Annotated in this window: 22 protein-coding genes; 8 read left to right on the top strand and 14 right to left on the bottom strand. The window is 35.1% G+C overall.

Annotation, left to right across the window (positions count from 1 at the left end; all coding sequences use genetic code 11):
• Positions 1-39: 39 nt before the first annotated feature.
• The 6 genes from hemF to hemA all read right to left on the bottom strand — a co-directional run bounded on the left by hemF (position 40) and on the right by hemA (position 5403).
• Positions 40-948: an oxygen-dependent coproporphyrinogen oxidase gene (hemF, locus tag ACMDB5_RS04340; protein WP_413999793.1), complete on the bottom strand. Its 909-nt coding sequence runs from the start codon at positions 946-948 to the stop codon at positions 40-42.
• Complete coding sequence (locus ACMDB5_RS04335; RefSeq protein WP_413999792.1) at positions 948-1328, bottom strand: hypothetical protein; 381 nt, start codon at positions 1326-1328, stop codon at positions 948-950. Before ACMDB5_RS04335 ends, hemF begins: the two co-directional genes overlap by 1 nt.
• 3 nt (positions 1329-1331) lie before the next feature.
• The gene (hemE, locus tag ACMDB5_RS04330) at positions 1332-2357 is read right to left on the bottom strand and encodes a uroporphyrinogen decarboxylase (RefSeq protein WP_413999791.1); all 1026 of its coding nucleotides are present in this window, start codon (positions 2355-2357) and stop codon (positions 1332-1334) included.
• Positions 2358-2434: 77 nt separating this feature from the next.
• Positions 2435-3088, bottom strand: a complete 654-nt coding sequence (locus ACMDB5_RS04325) for a uroporphyrinogen-III synthase (RefSeq protein WP_413999790.1) — start codon at positions 3086-3088, stop codon at positions 2435-2437.
• Between the two features lie 62 nt (positions 3089-3150).
• On the bottom strand, positions 3151-4077 hold the full coding sequence (hemC, locus tag ACMDB5_RS04320) for a hydroxymethylbilane synthase (protein WP_413999789.1): 927 nt from the start codon (positions 4075-4077) through the stop codon (positions 3151-3153).
• 69 nt (positions 4078-4146) lie between these two features.
• Positions 4147-5403: a glutamyl-tRNA reductase gene (gene hemA, locus ACMDB5_RS04315; RefSeq protein WP_413999788.1), complete on the bottom strand. Its 1257-nt coding sequence runs from the start codon at positions 5401-5403 to the stop codon at positions 4147-4149.
• 227 nt (positions 5404-5630) lie between these two features.
• On the opposite strand from hemA, the gene ACMDB5_RS04310 reads away from it, so the two are divergent.
• The 6 genes from ACMDB5_RS04310 to ACMDB5_RS04285 all read left to right on the top strand — a co-directional run bounded on the left by ACMDB5_RS04310 (position 5631) and on the right by ACMDB5_RS04285 (position 11038).
• Complete coding sequence (locus tag ACMDB5_RS04310; RefSeq protein ID WP_413999787.1) at positions 5631-6503, top strand: helix-turn-helix domain-containing protein; 873 nt, start codon at positions 5631-5633, stop codon at positions 6501-6503.
• Positions 6504-6601: 98 nt separating this feature from the next.
• Positions 6602-7621: a ferrochelatase gene (gene hemH / locus ACMDB5_RS04305; RefSeq protein WP_413999786.1), complete on the top strand. Its 1020-nt coding sequence runs from the start codon at positions 6602-6604 to the stop codon at positions 7619-7621.
• Between the two features lie 9 nt (positions 7622-7630).
• On the top strand, positions 7631-8185 hold the full coding sequence (locus ACMDB5_RS04300; RefSeq protein ID WP_413999785.1) for a CopD family protein: 555 nt from the start codon (positions 7631-7633) through the stop codon (positions 8183-8185).
• A 59-nt stretch (positions 8186-8244) separates the two neighbouring features.
• Positions 8245-9660, top strand: a complete 1416-nt coding sequence (locus ACMDB5_RS04295; protein ID WP_413999784.1) for a sensor histidine kinase — start codon at positions 8245-8247, stop codon at positions 9658-9660.
• Positions 9661-9669: 9 nt separating this feature from the next.
• Entirely contained in the window at positions 9670-10452 is a 783-nt protein-coding gene (locus tag ACMDB5_RS04290) for an enoyl-CoA hydratase/isomerase family protein (protein ID WP_413999783.1), read from the top strand.
• Positions 10453-10633: 181 nt separating this feature from the next.
• Positions 10634-11038 carry a hypothetical protein gene (locus tag ACMDB5_RS04285; protein WP_413999782.1) on the top strand — a complete coding sequence of 135 codons (405 nt, stop codon included), beginning with the start codon at positions 10634-10636 and terminating at the stop codon, positions 11036-11038.
• Positions 11039-11130: 92 nt separating this feature from the next.
• On the opposite strand, the gene ACMDB5_RS04280 is transcribed toward ACMDB5_RS04285, so the two are convergent.
• The 3 genes from ACMDB5_RS04280 to ACMDB5_RS04270 all read right to left on the bottom strand — a co-directional run bounded on the left by ACMDB5_RS04280 (position 11131) and on the right by ACMDB5_RS04270 (position 13631).
• Positions 11131-11784, bottom strand: coding sequence for an HD domain-containing protein (locus ACMDB5_RS04280; protein WP_413999781.1), 654 nt, complete (start codon positions 11782-11784; stop codon positions 11131-11133).
• Positions 11785-11899: 115 nt separating this feature from the next.
• On the bottom strand, positions 11900-12886 hold the full coding sequence (locus tag ACMDB5_RS04275) for an acyl-ACP desaturase (RefSeq protein ID WP_413999780.1): 987 nt from the start codon (positions 12884-12886) through the stop codon (positions 11900-11902).
• Between the two features lie 10 nt (positions 12887-12896).
• Positions 12897-13631, bottom strand: coding sequence for a lysophospholipid acyltransferase family protein (locus ACMDB5_RS04270; RefSeq protein WP_413999779.1), 735 nt, complete (start codon positions 13629-13631; stop codon positions 12897-12899).
• A gap of 127 nt (positions 13632-13758) precedes the next feature.
• Between ACMDB5_RS04270 and rnpA the strand changes: the two genes are divergently transcribed.
• The gene (rnpA, locus tag ACMDB5_RS04265) at positions 13759-14172 is read left to right on the top strand and encodes a ribonuclease P protein component (RefSeq protein ID WP_413999778.1); all 414 of its coding nucleotides are present in this window, start codon (positions 13759-13761) and stop codon (positions 14170-14172) included.
• Between the two features lie 107 nt (positions 14173-14279).
• Positions 14280-15917: a S41 family peptidase gene (locus tag ACMDB5_RS04260; protein ID WP_413999777.1), complete on the top strand. Its 1638-nt coding sequence runs from the start codon at positions 14280-14282 to the stop codon at positions 15915-15917.
• Between the two features lie 48 nt (positions 15918-15965).
• Here the strand turns inward: ACMDB5_RS04260 and ACMDB5_RS04255 are convergent, their stop codons facing one another.
• The 5 genes from ACMDB5_RS04255 to ACMDB5_RS04235 form a co-directional block, all read right to left on the bottom strand.
• Positions 15966-16421, bottom strand: a complete 456-nt coding sequence (locus tag ACMDB5_RS04255; protein ID WP_413999776.1) for a GNAT family N-acetyltransferase — start codon at positions 16419-16421, stop codon at positions 15966-15968.
• Between the two features lie 76 nt (positions 16422-16497).
• On the bottom strand, positions 16498-17475 hold the full coding sequence (locus ACMDB5_RS04250; RefSeq protein ID WP_413999775.1) for a DUF4837 family protein: 978 nt from the start codon (positions 17473-17475) through the stop codon (positions 16498-16500).
• Positions 17476-17524: 49 nt separating this feature from the next.
• Positions 17525-19543 (bottom strand): LysM peptidoglycan-binding domain-containing protein, encoded by a 2019-nt coding sequence (locus ACMDB5_RS04245; RefSeq protein ID WP_413999774.1) that lies wholly within the window; start codon positions 19541-19543, stop codon positions 17525-17527.
• A gap of 105 nt (positions 19544-19648) precedes the next feature.
• Positions 19649-20836, bottom strand: a complete 1188-nt coding sequence (locus ACMDB5_RS04240) for a phosphoglycerate kinase (protein WP_413999773.1) — start codon at positions 20834-20836, stop codon at positions 19649-19651.
• Positions 20837-20996: 160 nt separating this feature from the next.
• Positions 20997-21971, bottom strand: coding sequence for a type IX secretion system membrane protein PorP/SprF (locus tag ACMDB5_RS04235; RefSeq protein WP_413999772.1), 975 nt, complete (start codon positions 21969-21971; stop codon positions 20997-20999).
• Positions 21972-21988 lie beyond the last annotated feature (17 nt).

The following is a 21988-nucleotide window of genomic DNA, read 5'->3' as shown; positions in this document are numbered from 1 at the left end:
CTGATTCTAGATTTTAGATTTAAAACAAATTGTTCGTCATCAATCTACAATCCATTCAATCGGATTTTCTAATACTTTGATTAATTTTTCTTCTTCGCTTCCTTCTTCTGCATGATGATCGTAAACCCACTGCACGTGCGGCGGTAAAGACATCAGGATACTCTCGATTCTTCCATTGGTTTTTAATCCAAATAAAGTGCCTTTGTCGTGTACCAAATTGAACTCTACATATCGGCCACGGCGAATTTCCTGCCAGGTTCTTTGTTCAGCAGTATAAGTTAATGCTTTTCTTTTCTCTACAACGGGAACATAGGCTTCGAGGAAACTATTGCCGACTTCGCTAACAAAGTTAAACCAATCGTCCATGCCCATGTCGTCTGTAGCCTTGCAATAATCGAAAAACAATCCACCAATTCCTCTGGCTTCATTGCGATGTGCGTTCCAAAAATAGGCGTCGCATTGTTTCTTGTATTTTGGATAAAACTCCAGATTATGCTTATCACAAGCCGTTTTACAGGTCTGGTGAAAATGTGTTGCATCTTCTTCAAAAAGATAATAAGGAGTAAGATCTTGTCCGCCACCAAACCATTGTTGGATTACTTTTCCGTTGTCATCGTACATTTCAAAATAACGCCAATTGGCGTGAACCGTTGGCACCATCGGGCTTTTTGGATGAATGACTAAACTCAGTCCGCAGGCAAAAAAATCGGCTTCGCCTACGTTGAAGAGTTTTTGCATGCTATCCGGTAATTTACCATGAACTGCCGAAATATTAACACCGCCTTTTTCGAAAACGGCTCCGTTTTCAATCACACGAGTTCTTCCTCCTCCGCCTTCCGGGCGTTCCCAAAGGTCTTCGCGGAATTTAGCCTGACCATCCGCTGCCTCTAATCCTGCGACGATTTGATCTTGTAAGTTTTGTATGTAGGTGTAAAATTTATTTTTCATTACAAACTGGCTTTCGCCAAAGCTATTTTATTAAAAATTCCGAACGAAAATGTCTTACTTTCGGATTGAATATGCTCATAAATTGCAATTGCTTTTTCGGTTAAATTAAATGAATTTTCTTTTGAAAAAGCAATCAAAAAATCAGCAAATTGTTCCTGTTGATTCCAGTCTAAATGTAATCTTCGCAACAATTCGATCAAATCATTTTGTTCTATTTCGATCAAAACTTGCGTTGTTAATCCAAAATCGGTCAACTGATTATCTATAAGACTCGTGTCTTCAATATTCCAAAACTTAGGAACAAAAACAAAAGAAAGCAAGGTTTTTAGCACATTGTCTATTCGTTCGTTTTCTTTATCTTTTAGTCCTTTGTTTAGCATTTTTTATTGATTGTATTCCTTCACGGCATCGATAAACGCTTTGGCGTGATCAACCGGAATATTTGGTAAAATTCCATGACCTAAATTCACGATGTATTTATCTTTTCCGAATTCGTCAATCATTTCGTGTACCATTTTCTTAATAACCGGAATTGGAGACAATAATCTTGATGGATCAAAATTCCCTTGCAAAGTGATGTTTCCGCCTGACAAATATCTTGCATTTCTAGGTGAACATGTCCAGTCTACTCCTAGTGCCGAAGCTCTACTTTTACCCATTTCGCCAAGGGCAAACCAGCATCCTTTTCCGAAAACAATTACCGGAGCGTCATCGGCCAAAGCCTCAACGATTTGGTTAATGTATTTCCAAGAAAATTCTTGATAATCAGCCGGAGACAACATTCCGCCCCAAGAATCAAAAACTTGAACGGCATTAACTCCCGCTTTTACTTTTTCTTTTAAGTATAAAATAGTGGTGTCGGTAATTTTTTGCAATAAAACATGGGCAGCTTCCGGGTATTGAAAACAAAATCCTTTTGCCTTATCAAAACTCTTAGATCCCTGTCCTTCTACTGCATAACACATAATTGTCCAAGGTGAACCTGCAAAACCAATTAATGGCACCTCATCGTTCAACATTTCTTTGGTCAATTTGATGGCATCCATTACATAGCCTAAAGTTTCGTGAATATCCGGAACAATTACTTTCTCAACATCTTGAATAGTACGAATAGGATTGGGTACAAACGGACCAAAATTTTCTTTCATCAACACTTCAATTCCCATTGCTTGCGGAATCACCAAGATATCCGAGAATAAAATAGCGGCATCTGGAGCAATTCTACGAATAGGTTGCACCGTGATTTCGGCAGCAATTTCAGGAGTTCTACAACGGGTAAAAAAATCATATTTATCACGCAATGCAATGAATTCTGGCAAATATCTTCCCGCTTGACGCATCATCCAAACTGGCGGACGTTCTACTGTTTCTCCTTTTAGTGCTTTTAAAAATAAGTCGTTCTTTATCATAATAGTATTGGCTTCAAAGGCGCAAAGGCGCAAAATTATTTCTTCTTTATTAATTCCTCTTTGGGATTATTGGGCTCTTATTTATATTCGGCAATTACATCTTCAATCACATCTTCAATTGTTGGCTGATCTGCGATTATAACGTTTTTTGTTATTCCTTCTAATGCTTCTGCGGTGGTTGTTCCAATACAAAAACAAGTTTCTTTTTTAATGGTATTTTCTTTTAAATAACTTTCTATTCCTGACGGGCTAAAAAATAAGATTGCATCTACAGCAGTTTTTATTTTATGTGGTGTCAAAGTAGTTTCGTAAACCTTGATTTCATTAAACTTTATTTTTGCTTCTTTTAAAGCAACTGGCAAAGTTTCGCGACGCAAGTTACCACTAAAAAAAGTATAACTTTCGGATCCATATATTAAGGTGATAATCTCGGCTAAATCAGCTGCATATCCTGTATAGGCGATCACATTAAAACCTGCTTCTGATAATAAGATTTTGGTTTTTAAACCAACACAAAACACGTTTTTTGATTTTAAAGCCTCAAAATCAGGATGCTCAAATACGCTAAGAACCGAATTTTGACTGGTAAAAATCAAATTATCATTGATTTCATTTAATTCAAAACGATTGTGTTTCGTAGCAATAAAATCAACTTCGGTTAAATCAAACTTAGCATTTAATAGTTCCTGTTTTTGACTATCCAAAAGTATTCTAGTCGAGAGTATTCGCATATTTTTATTCCTATATAAATTAGCAATCAAAGAAACGTGATAAATCTCGCCTCGATGCTGAATTATTTTTTTAAAGTCGCTTTTATTGTTTCCATTAATTGAGCGCCTCCATTATTTAAAATTTCTTGGGCGGCATGGAAACCTAATTTTTTCCATTCTTCGATAGGAAATGTTTTATTCACTTCCATTTTTTCTTTTCCGTCTAAGGAGAACAAAGCTCCTTGAAAATGAATGGTATCTTCCTCCTCATTGTATTTTGCCAAAGCACCAATTGGAGCCGTACAACCACCTTCGAGAGTTCTCAAAAACTGTCTTTCAATATAAGTACAAATTTCTGCTTCAATATCATTTAACTCAGATAAAGCATCTAAAGTAAAATTGTCATCTTGCATCGCTACCACAACCATTGCCCCTTGTGCCGGCGCAGGAATCATCCAATATAAATCAATAAAACTTGTTGGTTTCAAGTTGATGCGCTCCAAACCTGCTGCGGCAAAAACAGCTCCGTTCCAATCACTTTCAGCTAATTTTTGCATTCTAGTATTTACGTTTCCACGCAAATCAACCGTTTTATGACTCGGATATTTGTGTAACCATTGTGCCTGACGACGCAGACTTCCGGTAGCAATTGTTCCGCTTCCTCCTAGGAAATCAAGGTTGTCTTTGTAAACCAAAATATCTAAGGTATTGGCTCTTTCCAAAACTGCTGCCTGAACAATCCCTGTTGGCAAAGCCGTAGGAACATCTTTCATAGAATGCACCGCGATATCCACCTGACCATTGATCATCGCAACATCGAGCGTTTTTGTAAAAATTCCTGTGATGCCCAATTCGTAAAGTGGTTTATCAAGAATTATATCTCCCGTAGATTTTACTGCAATAATTTCGGTTTTATACCCTAAATCATTTAACTTTTTTTGAACCGTATGTGCTTGCCAAAGGGCTAATTCACTATCACGAGTTCCTATTCGTATTACTTTATCTGCCATTTTTATATTTTCATTTTTTAAACCATTAAGGAATTAAGATTCATTAAGGTTTCTTAAAAAGAACATTGTTTACTTCACGCTAGCGCCAATTTTAAAAACTTTTTCAATCCATTCGATGCTTTCATCTACCATGGTATTGTCATCTTTCAAATGGTTTGCAAATTGTGTTGTTATTTTCTGAATGATTCTATTGCTGATAATCTCGGCTTGTTCTTCGTTGAAATCGGCAATTTTTCTACTTTGGAAATCCAATTCAGAAATTTTAATTGCATTTAGCTTTTCTTTTAATGCATTAATGGTTGGGGCAAATTTTCTGCCTTTTGTCCAAGTAATGAATTCTTCTTTTATTTCTTCGATGATTGCTTCGGCTGCTGGAATATGCGTTTTTCTATTTTCCAAAGTTTCGTCTGTCAGCTGGGACAAATAATCCATATGAATCAGTGTAACCCCTTCTAACTCTTCAACATCTTCATTTACATTTTTAGGAATAGATAAATCCAAGATCAACAACGGCTTTTTTAGATTCAAAATCGCTTTGTCTACCGTAGGATTTTGCGCACCGGTTGCCACTACGACAACATCTGCTTTTTGCAATTCCAAATGCAATTCAGAATAATCTTTTACAATTAAGTTCAGTTTTCCGGCAAGCTTTTCGGCTTTATCTTTGGTTCTGTTGATTAGGGTAATATGTTCGTTTTTAGTATGTTTTACTAAATTTTCGCAGGTGTTTCTCCCTATTTTACCCGTTCCAAACAACAATATGTTCTTGTTTCCAATGTCTTCTACATTCTTGATAATATATTGAACAGAGGCGAAAGAAACAGAAGTAGCACCCGAACTGATTTCGGTATCTGTTTTTATTTTTTTGCTGGCTTGAATAACCGCATTAACCAATCTTTCCATGAAAGTATTGGCAAGACCAAAAGCTTTTGACTGTATAAAACTGGTTTTTATCTGTGAAATGATCTCGAAATCTCCAAGAATCTGACTGTCCAAACCTGTTCCTACACGAAACATATGACCTATTGCTTCTTTATTTTTATATACAAAACCTACTTTTTGGAACGCTTCAACACTACCTTGACTGTTCTCACAAATCAATTTGATTAATTGAAAAGGGTGCTCCGCAAATCCGTAAATTTCAGTTCTATTACAAGTTGAAGTCACGATTAAGCTCTCGATTCCTTCGTTTTTTGCCTGCTCTAACAAACGTGTTTTAGCTGATGCGTCTAAGCTAAATTTACCTCTAATCTCGGCGTCCGCTTTTTTATAGCTTAATCCAACTGCGTAAAAATAATGAGGCTTAGATTGTTTATTATTTTCCATATAAATACCTTTCAAGAAAGTGAAACAAAATTATCACTATAGTATTTATAAAAGTAACGCTAAAAGTACTTTTTGTGTCGCTGTATGTTTTTTATTTCTAATCCTCTATTTTATCGCAAATTATGTTACTTTTGCTGTAAAATAAGGTCATAACAAGTTGCTTATTTAGAGTTGTTCTAAACAAAATTAACTGATAATTATCATTCTTTTAATAAAAAAATGTCGCTATGAGTTCTCAAGAAATCATTAAAATAGAAGATGACTTCACCCTAATCCGCTTTCAAAACGACAGCGCTGAGCCTTTTTTTGCTCAACGTGAAGTTAGCAGCGGATTGATTCAATTTCATTTTGGATTAAAAGGAGGCGCCAAATTTATCTTCAATCAAGGGAATTATGCCTTGGAATTAAAAGAAGAGAAATCGCTGCTATTGTACAATCCGCAAAAGGAATTGCCTTTGAATTTGGAGCTTTCGCCTAATTCTTGGGTGATTTCGGTGATTATTTCCATCAAAAAATTTCACGCTTTATTTTCGACAGAAGCAGATTATATTACTTTTTTGAGTCCAGATAACAAGGACAAAAAATATTATAACGAAGGAAATGTGAGTCCGTCTATGGCAATTGTGCTAAGTCAGCTCTTTCACTACAACCTGCATCCGTCGATAAAAAACCTTTATTACAAAGGAAAAGGATACGAATTGCTGAGTTTATACTTTAACCGAACCGAAGATCCAAACGCAGAACAATGTCCGTTTCTAATTGACGAAGACAATGTGATGAAGATTAAAAAAGCCAAAGAAATCATTATTGCCAATATGTCTGAACCCCCTAGTCTGCAAGAACTTTCCGATCAGATTGGATTAAATTTAAAGAAGCTAAAAATGGGTTTCAAACAAATTTATGGCGATACGGTTTACGGCTTCCTATTTGATTACAAAATGAATTTTGCTCGAAAATTGCTCGACAGCGGTTCCTATAATGTTAATGAAGTAGGATTAAAAATAGGTTATAGTACCGGAAGTCATTTTATTGCCGCTTTTAAAAAGAAATTTGGCACCACCCCAAAAAAATACTTAATGTCAATTAATCCGAATACCTAAAACGATTGGTTTTACATATTAAACAATAAATAAAAAATAACAAATCACAATTTATAAAAAAGTAAGATTGTGTACTTTTATCAAAAACAAAATAAAAAATGAAAGGTGTATTATTAGTAAACTTAGGTTCTCCTGAAAGTCCAACTCCAAAAGATGTAAAGCCCTATTTAGATGAATTTTTAATGGACAAGTACGTAATCGACGTTCCATTCTTATTAAGAGCATTATTAGTTAGAGGAATAATTTTAAGAAAAAGACCTGCAAAATCAGCAGAAGCATACAGTAAAATCTGGTGGAAAGAAGGTTCTCCATTAGTGGTTCTTTCGCAAAGAATGCACGAAAAAGTACAGCCAATGGTTGACGTTCCCGTTGCACTAGCGATGCGTTATGGAAATCCAAATATCCAATCGGGACTTCAAGAACTAGCTGATAAAGGGGTTACCGAAGTATTGCTTTTTCCTTTATACCCGCATCACGCTATGTCGTCTACGGTTACGGTTTTGGAAAAAGCGGAAGAAATTAGAAAAAAACATTTCCCGGAAATGAAATTCTCGTCAATTCCTGCTTTTTACAACAAACCGGATTATATCAAAAATTTATCTGATTCGATCAAAAATTATTTGGCTAATTTTGAATACGATCATTTATTATTCTCCTACCACGGCTTACCCGAAAGACACATTCGCAAGACTGACATTACCAAATCAAATTGTAAAATAGATGGTTCTTGTTGCAATACTCCTTCGCCTGCGCATGAATTTTGTTACCGTCATCAATGTTATGAAACTACAAAATTAGTTGTAGAAGCATTAGGTATTCCGGAAGGAAAATACAGTCAGACTTTTCAATCCAGATTGGCTGGTGACAAATGGCTCGAGCCTTATACCGACTTCGAGATAAACAAGTTACCGGAGAAAGGAATTAAGAAATTAGCAGTTGTTACTCCTGCATTTGTAGCCGATTGTTTGGAAACATTAGAAGAAATTGCAATGGAAGCCAATCATGAATTTCTAGCACATGGCGGCGAAGAATTTACAGCTGTTCCTTGTTTAAATGACAGCGATGACTGGTGTAAAACCGTGAGCAACTGGATCAACAACTGGGCTGCAACTAAATAAACTTAACTGATGGATTATTACAACTATCTTAAATCCTTGCATCTCATCTTTGTAATTACCTGGTTCGCTGGTTTATTTTATATTGTTCGTCTGTTTGTTTACCAAATTGAAGCCGCACAAAAACCATCGCCAGAAAAAGAAATATTGCAAAAACAATACAAAATAATGACTTACCGCCTGTGGTACATCATCACTTGGCCATCGGCGGTTTTGGCCAGTTTTTTTGCTTTTTGGATGTTGTTTTTTACTGAATTAGGACAGTCTTGGTTGCAAATGCCTTGGATGCATGTAAAACTTGGCTTCGTATTTGTGTTGTATTTATACCATGGAAAATGCCACCAAATATTCACGCAATTGCAAAACGATCAGGTAAAATACACCACTAATTTTATGCGTTTATGGAATGAAGGTGCTACCATCATTCTTTTTGCCGTGGTGTTTTTAGTTGTTCTAAAAAATGCCGTCAACTGGATTTATGGTGTCGTTGGAATATTTCTGTTTTCTATTTTAATTATGTTAGGCTTCAAATTTTACAAAAGAATTCGAGAAAGAAATCAATCTTAACTATGTTGAAAGGCTTCAAAATATCTGCGCTTTCGTTACGGATTCGAATATTTATTTCGATGATCCTATTGATAATTGTAGCTTCTGGTTTGTTAGCTTCCATTTCAATAATTCAATTTAAAAACGAAGCCAAAGAATACCATCAAGAACGACAGGAACGCAAAGAAAATGCAGTGAAAGAGCACATCAATTACGTTCTTTCTACCACTACTTATCCATTGACAACAGAAAATCTGGAGCTGATTTTCAAGGATAAAATCCACGAATTGGCGCACATTCACAATACCGAAATAAACATTTATGATCTAGATGGGAAACTATTAAAATCATCCAAAGAATCTTTTTCTGTAGACAAAGTAGCGCAACCAATTCCGAAATACATATTAAAATTAGTCCGATCTTCTATCGAAAAAAGATATGTAGATATCAAAACTATCAACGGAATCAAGAACAGATCTTCTTACAGCCAAATAAAAGATGATAAATTCAAGCCTTTGGGAATTTTAAATTTACCCTATTTAGAAGACGATGGTTTTTATGAAAAAGAGCTGAATAGTTTTCTGATTCGTTTGGGTCAGGTCTATTCCTTTATGCTCATCGTAGCCTTTGCCTTGGCTTATTTTCTTTCCTCTTATATTACCAAATCTTTAAAAACGATATCGGATAAATTGAGTGAAACCAGTTTGAATCAAAAAAACGAAAAAATTGTTTTGGAAGCCAATAGCAAAGAAATTAATCTCTTGATAAAGGCATACAACGGAATGGTAGATGAACTGGAAAAAAGTGCCATAAAATTAGCCCAAGGCGAAAGAGAAGGCGCTTGGCGCGAAATGGCAAAACAAGTGGCACATGAAATCAAAAATCCATTGACGCCTTTGCGATTAACTGTTCAGAGTTTCCAAAGAAAATTTGACCCAAATGATCCAAACATTATTCAAAAAATGAAGGATTATTCCGAAACATTGATCCAGCAAATTGATACCATGAGTGCCGTTGCATCAGCCTTTTCAAATTTTGCTTCGATGCCTGCCCAACAAAATGAAACACTAAACGTAGTTGAAGTTGTAGAATTAGCCTTGGATATTTTTAATGACGAACATATTGTTTTTGAAGCTGAATCTCCAATGGTTATTGCAAAAATTGACCGAACACAACTGATTCGAATCATCACCAATCTGGTTAAAAATGCTATTCAATCCATACCGGAACAACAAGAAAATAAAAGTGTATTTGTTTCCGTTAAAAAAGAATCGAACAATGTATTAATTATGGTGAAAGACAACGGAATAGGAATAAAACCACAAGACATTGATCGTATATTCGAACCCAAATTTACCACTAAAAATAGTGGAATGGGATTGGGTCTCGGTATTATAAAAAATATTATTGAAAATTATAAAGGAACAATTACCTTTGATACAGAATTTGAAAAAGGAACCCAATTCACCGTTTCCCTTCCTATAATTAACTCTTAAATTAATACTATGAGCTACAAAAACATTCTAATCTCATCAGAAAACAGTATTACGACAATAACCATAAATCGTCCCACAAAACTGAATGCTTTAAACAAAGCTACAATCAAAGAGTTACATGAGGCTTTTGGTGAATTGGAAAAAAACTATGAAACTCGAGTAATTATTTTGACTGGAGAAGGCGAAAAAGCTTTTGTTGCAGGAGCCGATATTGCCGAATTTGCTCATTTTTCTGTAGAAGAAGGCGTGCAATTAGCAGCCCAAGGACAAGAAACTTTATTCAACTTTGTAGAGAATCTAAAAATTCCTGTTATTGCAGCTATCAATGGATTTGCTCTAGGTGGCGGACTGGAATTAGCGATGGCCTGTCATTTTAGAGTTGCTTCGGATAACGCCAAAATGGGCTTACCAGAAGTTTCTTTAGGTGTAATTCCGGGTTATGGTGGTACGCAGCGCTTACCGCAATTAATAGGCAAAGGACGCGCCATGGAAATGATTATGACTGCAGGAATGATCACTGCCGATGATGCTTTTAGAACTGGTTTAGTCAACCATGTTGTTCCTCAAAACGAACTTTTGGGCTTCTGTAACGGAATTGCACAAAGAATCATGAAAAATTCGCCTTTGGCCATCAGCAAAGCAATTCATGCCATAAATGCTAACTATAAAGACGGCGAAAATGGTTTTGAAACGGAAATAAAATCCTTTGGAAAATGTTTCGGAACCGAAGATTTCAAAGAAGGAACTACTGCATTTTTAGAGAAAAGAAAAGCCGTATTTACAGGAGAATAAACATCCTATATCTATAAAAAACAACCGCAGATTCGCTAATTACAAAATCAGTGAATCTGCGGTTTTCTATTTAGCAACAAACTTTTTCTTTATTAGCCCGCTATTTTGAATAACATCGCTTAATTTTGTCATTTCAAATAGAGAATAATCCATCCCGACTATCGGGACTAAAAATAATTTTATGTCATTTCAACCCGTATTCGTTCAATTTTGGGAAAAAGTAAAAGAAAGTATCCAAAATGGCACTTATGCCAAATTAACCTTAGCGAAAACCATAGGCGATACTGAATTGAAAAACATATATGTACGCCCCGTTTTATTGGAAAATGACGTTTTTAGCCTTTCGCTGATAGCACGTTACAAAACCGAAGAAATAGAAAGTTTCCATACTTTGGACGAAGCCTTTACTGTTTTGGTTCCATACATAAATAATCCGTTTTTGACCGCGCTTTTATTCACAACCGAGAACGACATCACTTTTAAACTCAACAAAAAAAGAGTAGGAACCATCACAGAACAAGCGCCTACGTTTAAAAACGCTTCAGACGTGATCATCGAAATGAAAGAAAAAGGGATTACAATTTAAGATTTTTGATTAACGATTGCTGATTTTTGATTTTAAAATCAGTAATCTAGAAACATCTGAGATCTAAAATCGCTAACCCGAAATCAAAGATTTTATTTCTCTCCGTCCCATTCTGCATAAAACTGTGACAGGAAACCTTCCATATAACGGTGTCTTTCCTGAGCGATTTTAATACCGGCCTGAGTATTCATTTTATCTTTCAACAGCAATAACTTTTCGTAAAAATGATTTAGCGTTGGCGAATCGTTATTTTTGTACTCTTCCTTAGTCATCCTGGTATTTGGAGCTATTTTAGGGTCATAGAGCGATCTGTTTTTAAAACCGCCATAATTGAATGTTCTAGCAATTCCGATGGCGCCAATAGCATCTAAACGATCTGCATCCTGAACAATATCCAATTCAATAGAAGTAAAATTTCGTTCAACATTTCCTCCCTTGAAAGAAATATTTTCGATAATCTTTATCACATGATCAATAATTGATTGATCGACATTTTGAGTTTCTAAAAAAGTTCTGGCTACTTTAGGTCCAACCGTTTCATCACCATCATGAAATTTACTATCGGCAATATCATGCAAAAGTGCGCCTAGTTTTACAACTGTTAGCTCACAAATCTCATTATTGGCAATCAATAATGCATTTTTATACACTCTTTCGATATGAAACCAATCGTGACCACCTTCGGCATTATTGAGTTTGTCTTTTACAAAAGTGATCGTTTTACTAATGATATCTGAATTGTTCATTTAATATATTTTTTTAAAAAAAAATATTGATTTTCAAAGCTTTGATACTTCAAAAATCAACATCTATAATTTACTTCAACTGAATTGTCAAAATCATACCATTAACTTTCGCTAATTATAATCTTGCTGGTTCTACCCATTTGAAAATATGAGATTCTTTAGGGATAACTATTCTTTCAGAAATTCGAGCCATTCTAGCCGGCAATTTCATCAGATAATCACGTGCTTTCTCGGCCTCATCCGTTAATCCACCGATTTTATCAATTTCCCATTTGTCAATTAATTTTTGCATGATATCTACATAATCATTGGCTGTATAAACGCCAATACGTTGTGCAGAATCCGAAAATTGTTCAAAAGCAGAACTTATTTTTTGTCCCGATTCTCTCAAGAAATGAGCAGGCATAACGATTTTAGCTTTCATCATGTATTGAAAAGCAAGCATCATTTCGCTAGGATCTACCTTAAAGATCTGATTTACAAATTCGCTATACGCATGGTGGTGACGCATTTCGTCTCCAGCAATCATTTTGCACATTTTAGACAGTTTTTTATCGCCATAGCTTTTGGCCAATTGCGAAACTCTATTGTGCGAAACATAAGTTGCTAATTCTTGGAAACTGGTGTAAACAAAGTTTTTATAAGGATCTCTTCCTGTTCCGATATCAAAACCATCATTGATAAGATGCTGTGTTGTAATTTCAACCTCACGCATGTTAACACGACCTGATAAATACAAATATTTATTCAACAAATCACCATGACGATTTTCTTCGCCGGTCCATTGACGTACCCAGGTAGACCAACCATTTCTTTCTAAATTGTCAACTCCTTCTACCTCCATCAACCAGTTTTCATAGGTTGGTAAAGCTTCTTCAGTAATAGTATCACCTACCATCGCAACCCAAAAATCGTACGGTAAATCTTTAGAGATTTCGCGTAACTCTTTTACTTCTTCTAAGAAATTATCGCTTTCAGAATTTGGCAAAAAATCAGATGGCTGCCAAATTTGTTCCACCGGTATCAAATACTGATCAACATAGCTAGTCACGTTTTTTTCCAAAAACTGCATAACTTCTAATCGAATGTTTTTTATAGACATTTTATATAAATTAAAATTTTATTCCTTTTACTACTTCACTTTCTGTCTTCTCTATCAGCTCAGGAAAACTATACTCACTTACCTTTAACGGCTCATGGACTACAAAGGTAAGACGATTTCCTAAACCAAGAGGAAAAAAACCATATTTAACCATTTTCCAAGAGTTATTAATACTCACGGGAACCACATATGCTGATGGTGCATATTTGCATAATATTTTTAATCCGCTTTGGGCAAACTCCTTTGGTTTCCCGGTTTTGCTTCGGGTTCCTTCGGGGAAAATAACCGCCGAACGATTGTTTTTTTCGATATATTCCGATAACTTTTTGATCTCCGGAATCGCTTGTTTGGGATCTTTTCGATCTATCAATGCCGAACCTCCATGACGTAAGTTAAATGATACACTTGGGATTCCTTCTCCTAACTCCTTCTTACTCACAAATTTACAATGAAATCTTCTCAAAAACCAAATCATCGCAATAATATCGTACATACTTTGATGGTTTGATACGAAAATTATTGGAACACCTTTTGGAATGCTGTCCGTATTTTCAAATTTGTAAGTTGTACCAATAAGATTGGTACATTTCAATAAAAAAAAATTTAGATAATCGACACTTTTTTTATGAGCCTGATATCCAAAAAACTTCAGGCAAACCCATTGAATAGGATGGAAAATCACCAACGTAAGTCCAAAACATAAATAATAAATTACGGATATGGGATACGAAATTAGTTTTTGCATTCTTAAAAAATTAGCTGCAAAAGTAAGAAATATATTTTTTAGTGCTATTTAATTCTCAAACAATAAGTAGATTTAGTGTTTAATTGTACCTTTGTCGTCTAAAATATTTGCCTTTTTATACTAAAAAATGAAGTTCAATTATCCAAAAAACGAAAAACTAAAAAGTAAAACCACCATTGGATTATTATTCTCTGAAGGCAAATCGGTTTCTAAATACCCTTTGCGTTTAGTATTTCACTCGGGTTCCTTAAATGAAAACGAAAAAATAAAAATGGGCGTTTCTGTTTCCAAAAGAAACTTCAAGAAAGCCGTAGACCGCAATCATTTTAAACGGATTCTTCGCGAAACCTATCGCCACAACAAGCATTTACTTATTGATAATCTGGACAAGCCTTATGCTTTCATGTTTTTTTATCAAACCAAAGACCGCTTGTCTTACGAAGAAATAAATACCAAAACGATCCAATTGTTTGAGAAGTTTTTGGCGCAAAACATAAAAAATGATCCTGAAGTCAATAATAATGAACCCACAAAAGATTGATTTTTAAATAATTACATCCTTGTTTTTAAGATTCGTCGATTTCCAATCTTTATTATTGCTCATTTATTACTATTTTAGTAGACCAATAATTATAGAACTTAATTGCCATGACTTCCTTTTTTAAAAAGAAATATATAATTCCTGTTGTAGCCTCGGGATTTTTATTTGTAGGCGCCAGTTTCAAAAACGACTTTTTTGAAATAGCCAAGCAAATCGAAATATTCACCACCCTTTTCAAGGAATTGAACACCAATTACGTTGATGTTACCAATCCTGGCGACTTAATGGACAAGGCGGTAAAAGGCATGTTGGCCGGTTTAGATCCTTACACGGTTTATTTTAACGAGCAGGATGTGATGCAATTTAAAATAAACAATACGGGAGAATACACCGGAATAGGCGCTTTGATTACCCGAAAAGAAAACAAGCTAATCATAAGAGAGGTTTATAAAAACTTTCCTGCCGATAAAGCCGGTTTTAAAGCTGGTGACGAGATTATTCAGATTGGAGATGTTCTTTTATCTGATTTCAAAGATGATGCTTCGCAGTTGCTAAAAGGCACCAAAAACACTAAAATCAACGTAAAATACATCCGTCAAAACAAAACCAATACCGCCCAAATCGTACTTGATGAAGTGGAGGTAAAATCAGTTCCTTTTTTCTCTAAAATTGATGAGAAAACAGGTTATATCGTTTTGGCTCGTTTTAACAACAAAGCAGCCCTTGAAACTAAAGCAGCCTTGGAAGAATTAAAAAAACAAGGCGCCGAAAGAATTGTTTTAGACCTAAGAGGAAATCCCGGAGGACTGCTGAGTGAAGCGGTAAACATATGTAATCTTTTTGTACCAAAAAACGAAATTATAGTAACCACAAAATCAAAAATAGAAAAACACAACAACACTTACAAAACGGCATTTGAACCCGTAGACACACAAATCCCGTTGGTGATTATCATAAACGGCAAAAGTGCCTCGGCATCAGAAATTGTTTCGGGTGCCTTACAGGATTTAGATCGAGCCGTTATTGTGGGAAGCCGTAGTTTTGGAAAAGGATTGGTTCAAAAACCGATAGACTTAACTTATAATACCCAACTAAAAGTAACGATTTCCCGTTATTACACGCCTTCTGGCAGATGTATTCAGGCTTTAGATTACACTCGAAAAGACAAAAACGGACAGGCCAAAAGAACGGAAGAAAAAAATTATACCGCATTCAAAACCCGTAAAGGCAGAACCGTTTATGACGGCGGCGGAATTTTACCGGATATTGCACTCGAAGAATCAAATACGAGTGCCATTGCCAATGCCTTATTGAAAAATGACGGAATCTTTAATTATGTAACCCGCTATTATTTTAAAAACCCGAACTTAGGGAATCAGATTCCAAATTTAACTGCAGCTGATTACCAAGATTTCAAACAATTTTTGAAAGCTGAAAACTTTTCTTTTGACACCGAAACCGAATTGGCTTTGAAAAATACTTTGGCTATAGCCAAAAAAGAAAACATAGATAGCACCATTAATACTGAATACCAACAATTACTTACGGCGCTACAAAAAAGTGAAGAAACGCTATTGGATAAAAACCAAGAAGAAATCAAAAAATTAATTTTGGAAGAAATTATAAAACGCTATCAATATCAAGACGGATTGTATCAATATTACCTAAAAAACAATTCTGAAATCAAGAAATCAGTGACTATTTTGAACAATAGTAGCGATTATAAAAGTATCCTTAAGATGTAGTTAGCAAAAATCCCCTTTTTCAAGGGGATTTTTGCTAACTACTGATTATTAAGAGCCTTGCTCTTTTTTCATTTCAATATGCGGAATGTCGTCTTCCAGATACATTTCGCTGGTTTGAACGAATCCGTGGCTTTCATAGAATTTCTTCAGATACAATTGGGCGCCAATTGTGATGTTGTTTTCGCCAAAATGATGCGCAACAGCTGCGATGGCCTCCCGCATTAAATCATGACCCCATTTTCGGTCTCTATAATTCTCATCAACCACAACTCTGCCTATTGAGGCATTATCAAAACTGATTCCGGCTTTAAAAAGTCGGGCATGGGCAACAATTTTTCCTTCAAACTCGCCAAAAAGGTGCAGCGCCACTTTATCCTTACCATCTAAGTCCAAATAGACGCAGTTTTGTTCCACCACAAAGATCTCACTTCTTAGTTTAAGCAAATCATATAGCTCATGCACTGATAATGCCTCAAAAGGCTTTATTTTCCATTCTAATCCCATGGATTCTTATTTTTTATATTTTCCGTTTTGAAACTCTATCTATTGATATAGCTTAAACCCTATTTTATTCTGATAATTATTTCTTGATAATGGAAACTGATTTTATTATGGATTCCAATTCATGCATTAAATCCCTTTTCTCTTTTGATGGAGAATAGCAAAATCCTTCTAAAATCAAAACTCTGTTGTTTTCTTCATCAACAATCGCATAATTGACAAAAGGGCCTGACATAAAATCGTTCTTTACTTCCCAGGTTCCCTTGGTGACATAAGCTGGCTTCCCATCTTGTTCGCTCTTAAGAAAATAGGGAGCATAGGCTTCTTCTGTAATCATGTCTGTATCGGGTTCTTTACCGTGAATGTATAAACGACCGATAGAATCTCGTGCTTTAATGATATTAGAAACCGCATTTTTACGGTTTTTAAGAACATTCAGCGGAAGCTGATAAATTAACAAACTCGTGTTCCCGCTTATAATTTCTTTTTTCAGCCAAATAAAATTAGGTTTCTGAAGCGCATATTTATAAGCCGAAGGAATCTCAATTTTAATATTAAATTCATGACTAATATTTTTAGAGTTAAGCAATGACACTCTATTCAGCCTTTGATTTTCCTCAATTTCTGTCTGATGAATTATTTGAATTATTTTTGGTGCATTTTTTTCTATCATTTCTAAGATAGCACTTCCGGTTTTTCCGGTGAAATGAAAGACATTTTGTGGCGAAGCACATTGATTTTCCTTAATTTGAAATATATTTTCGTTGCCTTTTTTGATTACAATAATGTTTCGGCAATCAGTCATAAAGCCTTCCATCAATTTAACCGGATATTGATTTATCGTAAAAAGAGGTTCCTCTTGGGGCAAACCAATTACAGGAGAAGCAAACTTATTTCGGATACTGTCTCCTACCTCCCCGTTCCACAACAAGTCATCAACGATAACTGAGATGCTGTTGATTTTTCCGGTTGTTTTTTTGGGCGTATCGGCATCTTCCTTTTTACAGGAAAAAAGTAAAAGAGAAATAAATAGAACTAAAAAATGGATTTTATTCATTAGAGTTTAATTGTAAAATGGAACTAAAATTTAGAGAAAAATCTTTTTATTAACCTCCAATTTTTAATTTCATTCCGGGTTTAATTTCTTCACCGCTAATATCGTTCCATTTTTTAATATCCAAAACTGTTACGCCCGGATATTTTTTGGCAATGCTATATAAAGAATCCCCTTTTTGAACAAAATAACTCTTTTCTTGTTTTTGGGAAGTTGCCAGCAAATTCTCTTTTTTCTTGAATGAATTTGCAGCTACTTGATTTGTTTTGATTTCCGCTTCATTCTTGGTAACAATTAAAACTCGACCTAAAGCAATATTATTATCTGACAAATGATTCCAATCTTTCAAATCAGCTAAAGAAGCTCCGAATTTCTTAGCGATATTCCCAAGATTATCTCCTTTTTGAACGATATATTCAATGTTTTTTAGTTCAGCAGCTAAAGCAACAGCCTCCTTAGTTTCGGTTTCTTTTGACTCCAACTGCAAAGATGCGCCTAATTGAATTGCATTGCCAGTAAGATTGTTCCACTCTTTGATTTCGGCAACGGTTACATTATTATTCTTGGCAATTGTGTTAAGATTATCACCTTTCTGAACAATATAAAATGTTGTGTTTTTAACCAAGCTATCTTTTATAATTTCCTTTTTTACTTTTGCTTCGTTGGTATTTTTAACCTCAACCGAAGCAATTTCTATTCTTGGTTCGTTCTTGGTTATTTTAGCAACATTCTCAGTCGTTATGATTTTTAAACTTTTTCCGTAAGCAATTGCATTGCCTTTAATCTTATTCCACTTTTTTAAATTGGCAACAGACACATCATATTTATTAGCAATCGCATCAAGGTTATCTCCTTTTTTTACTTTGTAGTATTTTGTTTTGGTTTGTGAAACCGTTTGAGCTCCGTAATTATTGCTTTTCACGATTGCAGTTGAATTCTGAAAAGGACTTTCTTTAAGTTCAAATTCGCGTTGAGCGTAAGCATAAATCTTATCTTCATTGGACGTAAAAACAGCAATTTTATCAATTGGCAATCTCAGGTAATGATTAGCTTCTTTATAAAAAGGAACAACATTCAGCTTGTAAGAAGGGTTAAACAATTGCAATTGTGAAACGGGAACATCCAATAAATCTGATATTTGCTTGAAAGACATTTCCCTTTTGATCCTTACTGTGTCGGTTGCAAAATGTTGTACTACGGCTCTATCAGGAACAATTCCGTGTTCATTGCGATAGGTATATAAATACATTGTTGCAAGAAAAGCCGGAACATAACCTTGGGTTTCTTTAGGAAGATTTTTTCTAATGTTCCAATAGTTTTGTTTTCCGCCGGAACGTCTGATGGCTTTGGAAACATTTCCGGGGCCTGAATTGTAAGATGCTAATACCAACTCCCAATCTCCAAAAATAGCATGCATATTGGTCATGTATTTTGCGGCAGCGGCGGTAGCTTTTAGAGGATCACTGCGCTCATCAACGTAAGAATCAATATTCAGGTTGTATTGTTTCCCAGTATGGTACATAAACTGCCAAAGTCCAGTAGCTCCAACCTTAGAAACCGCTTTTGGATTCAAAGCCGATTCAACAACGGCCAAATACTTCATCTCCAGTGGAACATTATTTTTGGCAAATTCTTCTTCAAATAAGGGGAAATAATATTCCGAAATAGCCATCAATCGCCCAAACGATTTTTTTCTGTATTTCAGAAAAGATTTAATGACATTTTCAAGGCTCTGATTGTATTCAATTCTAAAAGGCGATTGTGCATTCATTGCCTCCAGTCGTGATTTCAACAATTCTGTAGACAACTCATAATCTACTTTTTCATCAATATTGATGTTCTCAATATCGTTAGTGATGTCATTAAACAAATCAAGATTAGTCAGTTCCTTCATCCATAAACTATCGACACAGGACGCCAAATCATCGTTAACGAAAGTCTTTTTTATGGAATCTAAGTATGTCAACTTAGTCTCAACAGTAACAATTCCTTTGTTCTCGGCTAGTTGTTGCGAAAACAAAGGAATTGTTAATATTAAGAATAATGATATTACAGCATTTTTTATATTCATATTTCTCGTCAACTTATTAAATCATAAACAATTATAAATCAAGTGTTTTACAAACTTAACAGCTTAAGACTAAAAATTAGAATAAATTTTGTTAAAAATGCAATTTTAGTCTAGAATTGCTGCAATTCCTGGTAATGTTCTACCTTCTAACATTTCTAACATGGCACCACCTCCAGTAGAAACATAACTCATTTTATCTTCCAAACCGAATTGTTTCACTGCCGCAACCGAATCACCACCTCCTACAAGAGAGAATGCCCCATTTTCAGTAGATGCAGCTATATAGTTACCAAGTGCTATGGTTCCATTTGCAAAAGTTTCCATTTCAAAAACACCTAATGGACCATTCCAAAGGATCGTTTTAGATTCCATGATCACTTTTTCAAAGTTTGCCAAAGATTTTGGACCTGCGTCAAGACCTTGCCATCCATCAGGAATTTCTCTTACATCTACAACTTGTGTGTCGGCAGTATTTGAGAAATCATTTGCTGCAATAACATCAACAGGAATATGAATTTGAACTCCTTTTTCTTTGGCCAATCTTAAAATCTCCAATGCCAATTCTTGTTTGTCATCCTCGCAGATAGAATCACCAATTTTTCCGCCCAAGGCTTTAACAAAAGTGAAAGTCATTCCGCCACCGATGATCATGTGATCTACTTTGTCTAAAATATTTTCGATAACCGTAATTTTCGAAGACACTTTTGATCCGCCAAGAACAGCCGTTACCGGTTTCTCACTGTTTTTTAATACTTTATTTAAGCTTTCAATTTCTTTTGCCAATAACAATCCAAAACATTTTTGAATTGGAAAAAATTGTGCAATTATTGTCGTAGAAGCATGAGCTCTGTGCGCCGTTCCAAATGCGTCATTTACATAAATATCGCCAAGTGAAGCCAATTCTTTTGCAAAAGCGACATCACCAGCTTCTTCCTCTGCATGGAAACGCAAATTCTCCAACAACAAAACTTCGCCCGATTTTAAATTTGCAGCAGCAGTCGCAGCTTCTTCACCAACACAGTTTGAAGCAAACTGAACCGGAACTCCAAGCACTTCTGAAGTTGTTTTCAAAATATGCTTCAAAGAATATTTCTCTTCTACTCCTTTTGGTCTTCCTAAATGCGACATCAAAATTACGCTTCCACCTTGAGCAAGAATTGCATCAATAGTTGGTTTTGCAGCTTCTATTCGGGTAGCATCGGTAACGTTAAAATTTTCATCCAAAGGGACATTAAAATCAACGCGGATTATTGCTTTTTTATTTTTAAAATCAAAGTTGTTCAAAGTTTTCATTTAGGTCTGTTTTTTGTTTTTAAAGAACAGCAAATATAGGACTTTTAGCCTCGCCCTAAATTTGAAAAAATTAAAAAAACACACTTTAAATCAACGAAAACGTTGTAATTTAATAAATAATATGTGTTTTCTTAAATAAGAATCAAACAATTAGCGTTTATTAGTCATGCACCGGACTTTGTGTACAAGGGCAATTACTGATGCCTTGCAGAAAATCAAGTCCAATAGTGACAACATGCGTCCCTGTATTGAATGCTGCCAGTTTATTAAGCGTCAATTGATACGAATATCCAAAATAAAAATTAGATTTCTTGAGTCCCACCATAGGCCCCACGTTTAAAGGTTTAAGAAACTGATCGTTCAAAAAACGATACGAGGCTCCAACCCAATAGTAATCATCATAGCGATCGTATTTTCGATACTTAATATTCATGTCGGTACTGGAACGTCCGTCACTGGCAAAATATTGGTAAAAAACGGAAGGTTCTAATTCGGCTCTGCTATCACTTGGCAACTTAAAAACATAGCCCGAATAGACTTGATAATTTCTAAGTAAAATAGGCTCTACTCCAGTAAAACGATCGGCATTTTTATTTAAAATATTACTGGCATTAAGACTTATATAATAGGCTTTGTTTCTATACAATAAACCTACTTCAAAGTTGTTGTTAGATACAAATCTATTGTCTGTGATGCTCGGATCCGGCATAGGCCTATCGTTAGTGGTATTAAACTTGTCAATATCTATTTTAAAATTATTGATATTGTAAGACATTCCAAAAGACAAATATTGCTTAGAATAATAATCCAAGATCAAGTGATGTGCAAAAGAGAATTTAGCACCGGTTTGCCTTGTATGTCCATTGCTGTCATTGTAAAAAGAAAGTCCAATACCTGATTGATCCGCAATTCTAAAATCGGCATAAACCGATTGATTGTCTGGAGCACCTTTTATACCAACCCATTGGGTTAATCCATTGGCTCTAATTTTAAGGTTGTCACCAATTCCGGCAAATGTTGGTGCTATTACAAAATGATTATCGGCTAGATACTGCGTAAAAACCGGTAAATTTAACTCCTGACCGTAACCAGAAGTTACAGCCAAGAGTAGAAATGATGCTATTATTTTTTTCATTTGAATATTTTCATTTG

Source organism: Flavobacterium sp. W1B (genome assembly GCF_047344965.1).
Classification (GTDB): domain Bacteria; phylum Bacteroidota; class Bacteroidia; order Flavobacteriales; family Flavobacteriaceae; genus Flavobacterium.
Note: the sequence above shows the minus strand (reverse complement) of the source record. Positions and strands in the feature narration are given on the sequence as shown.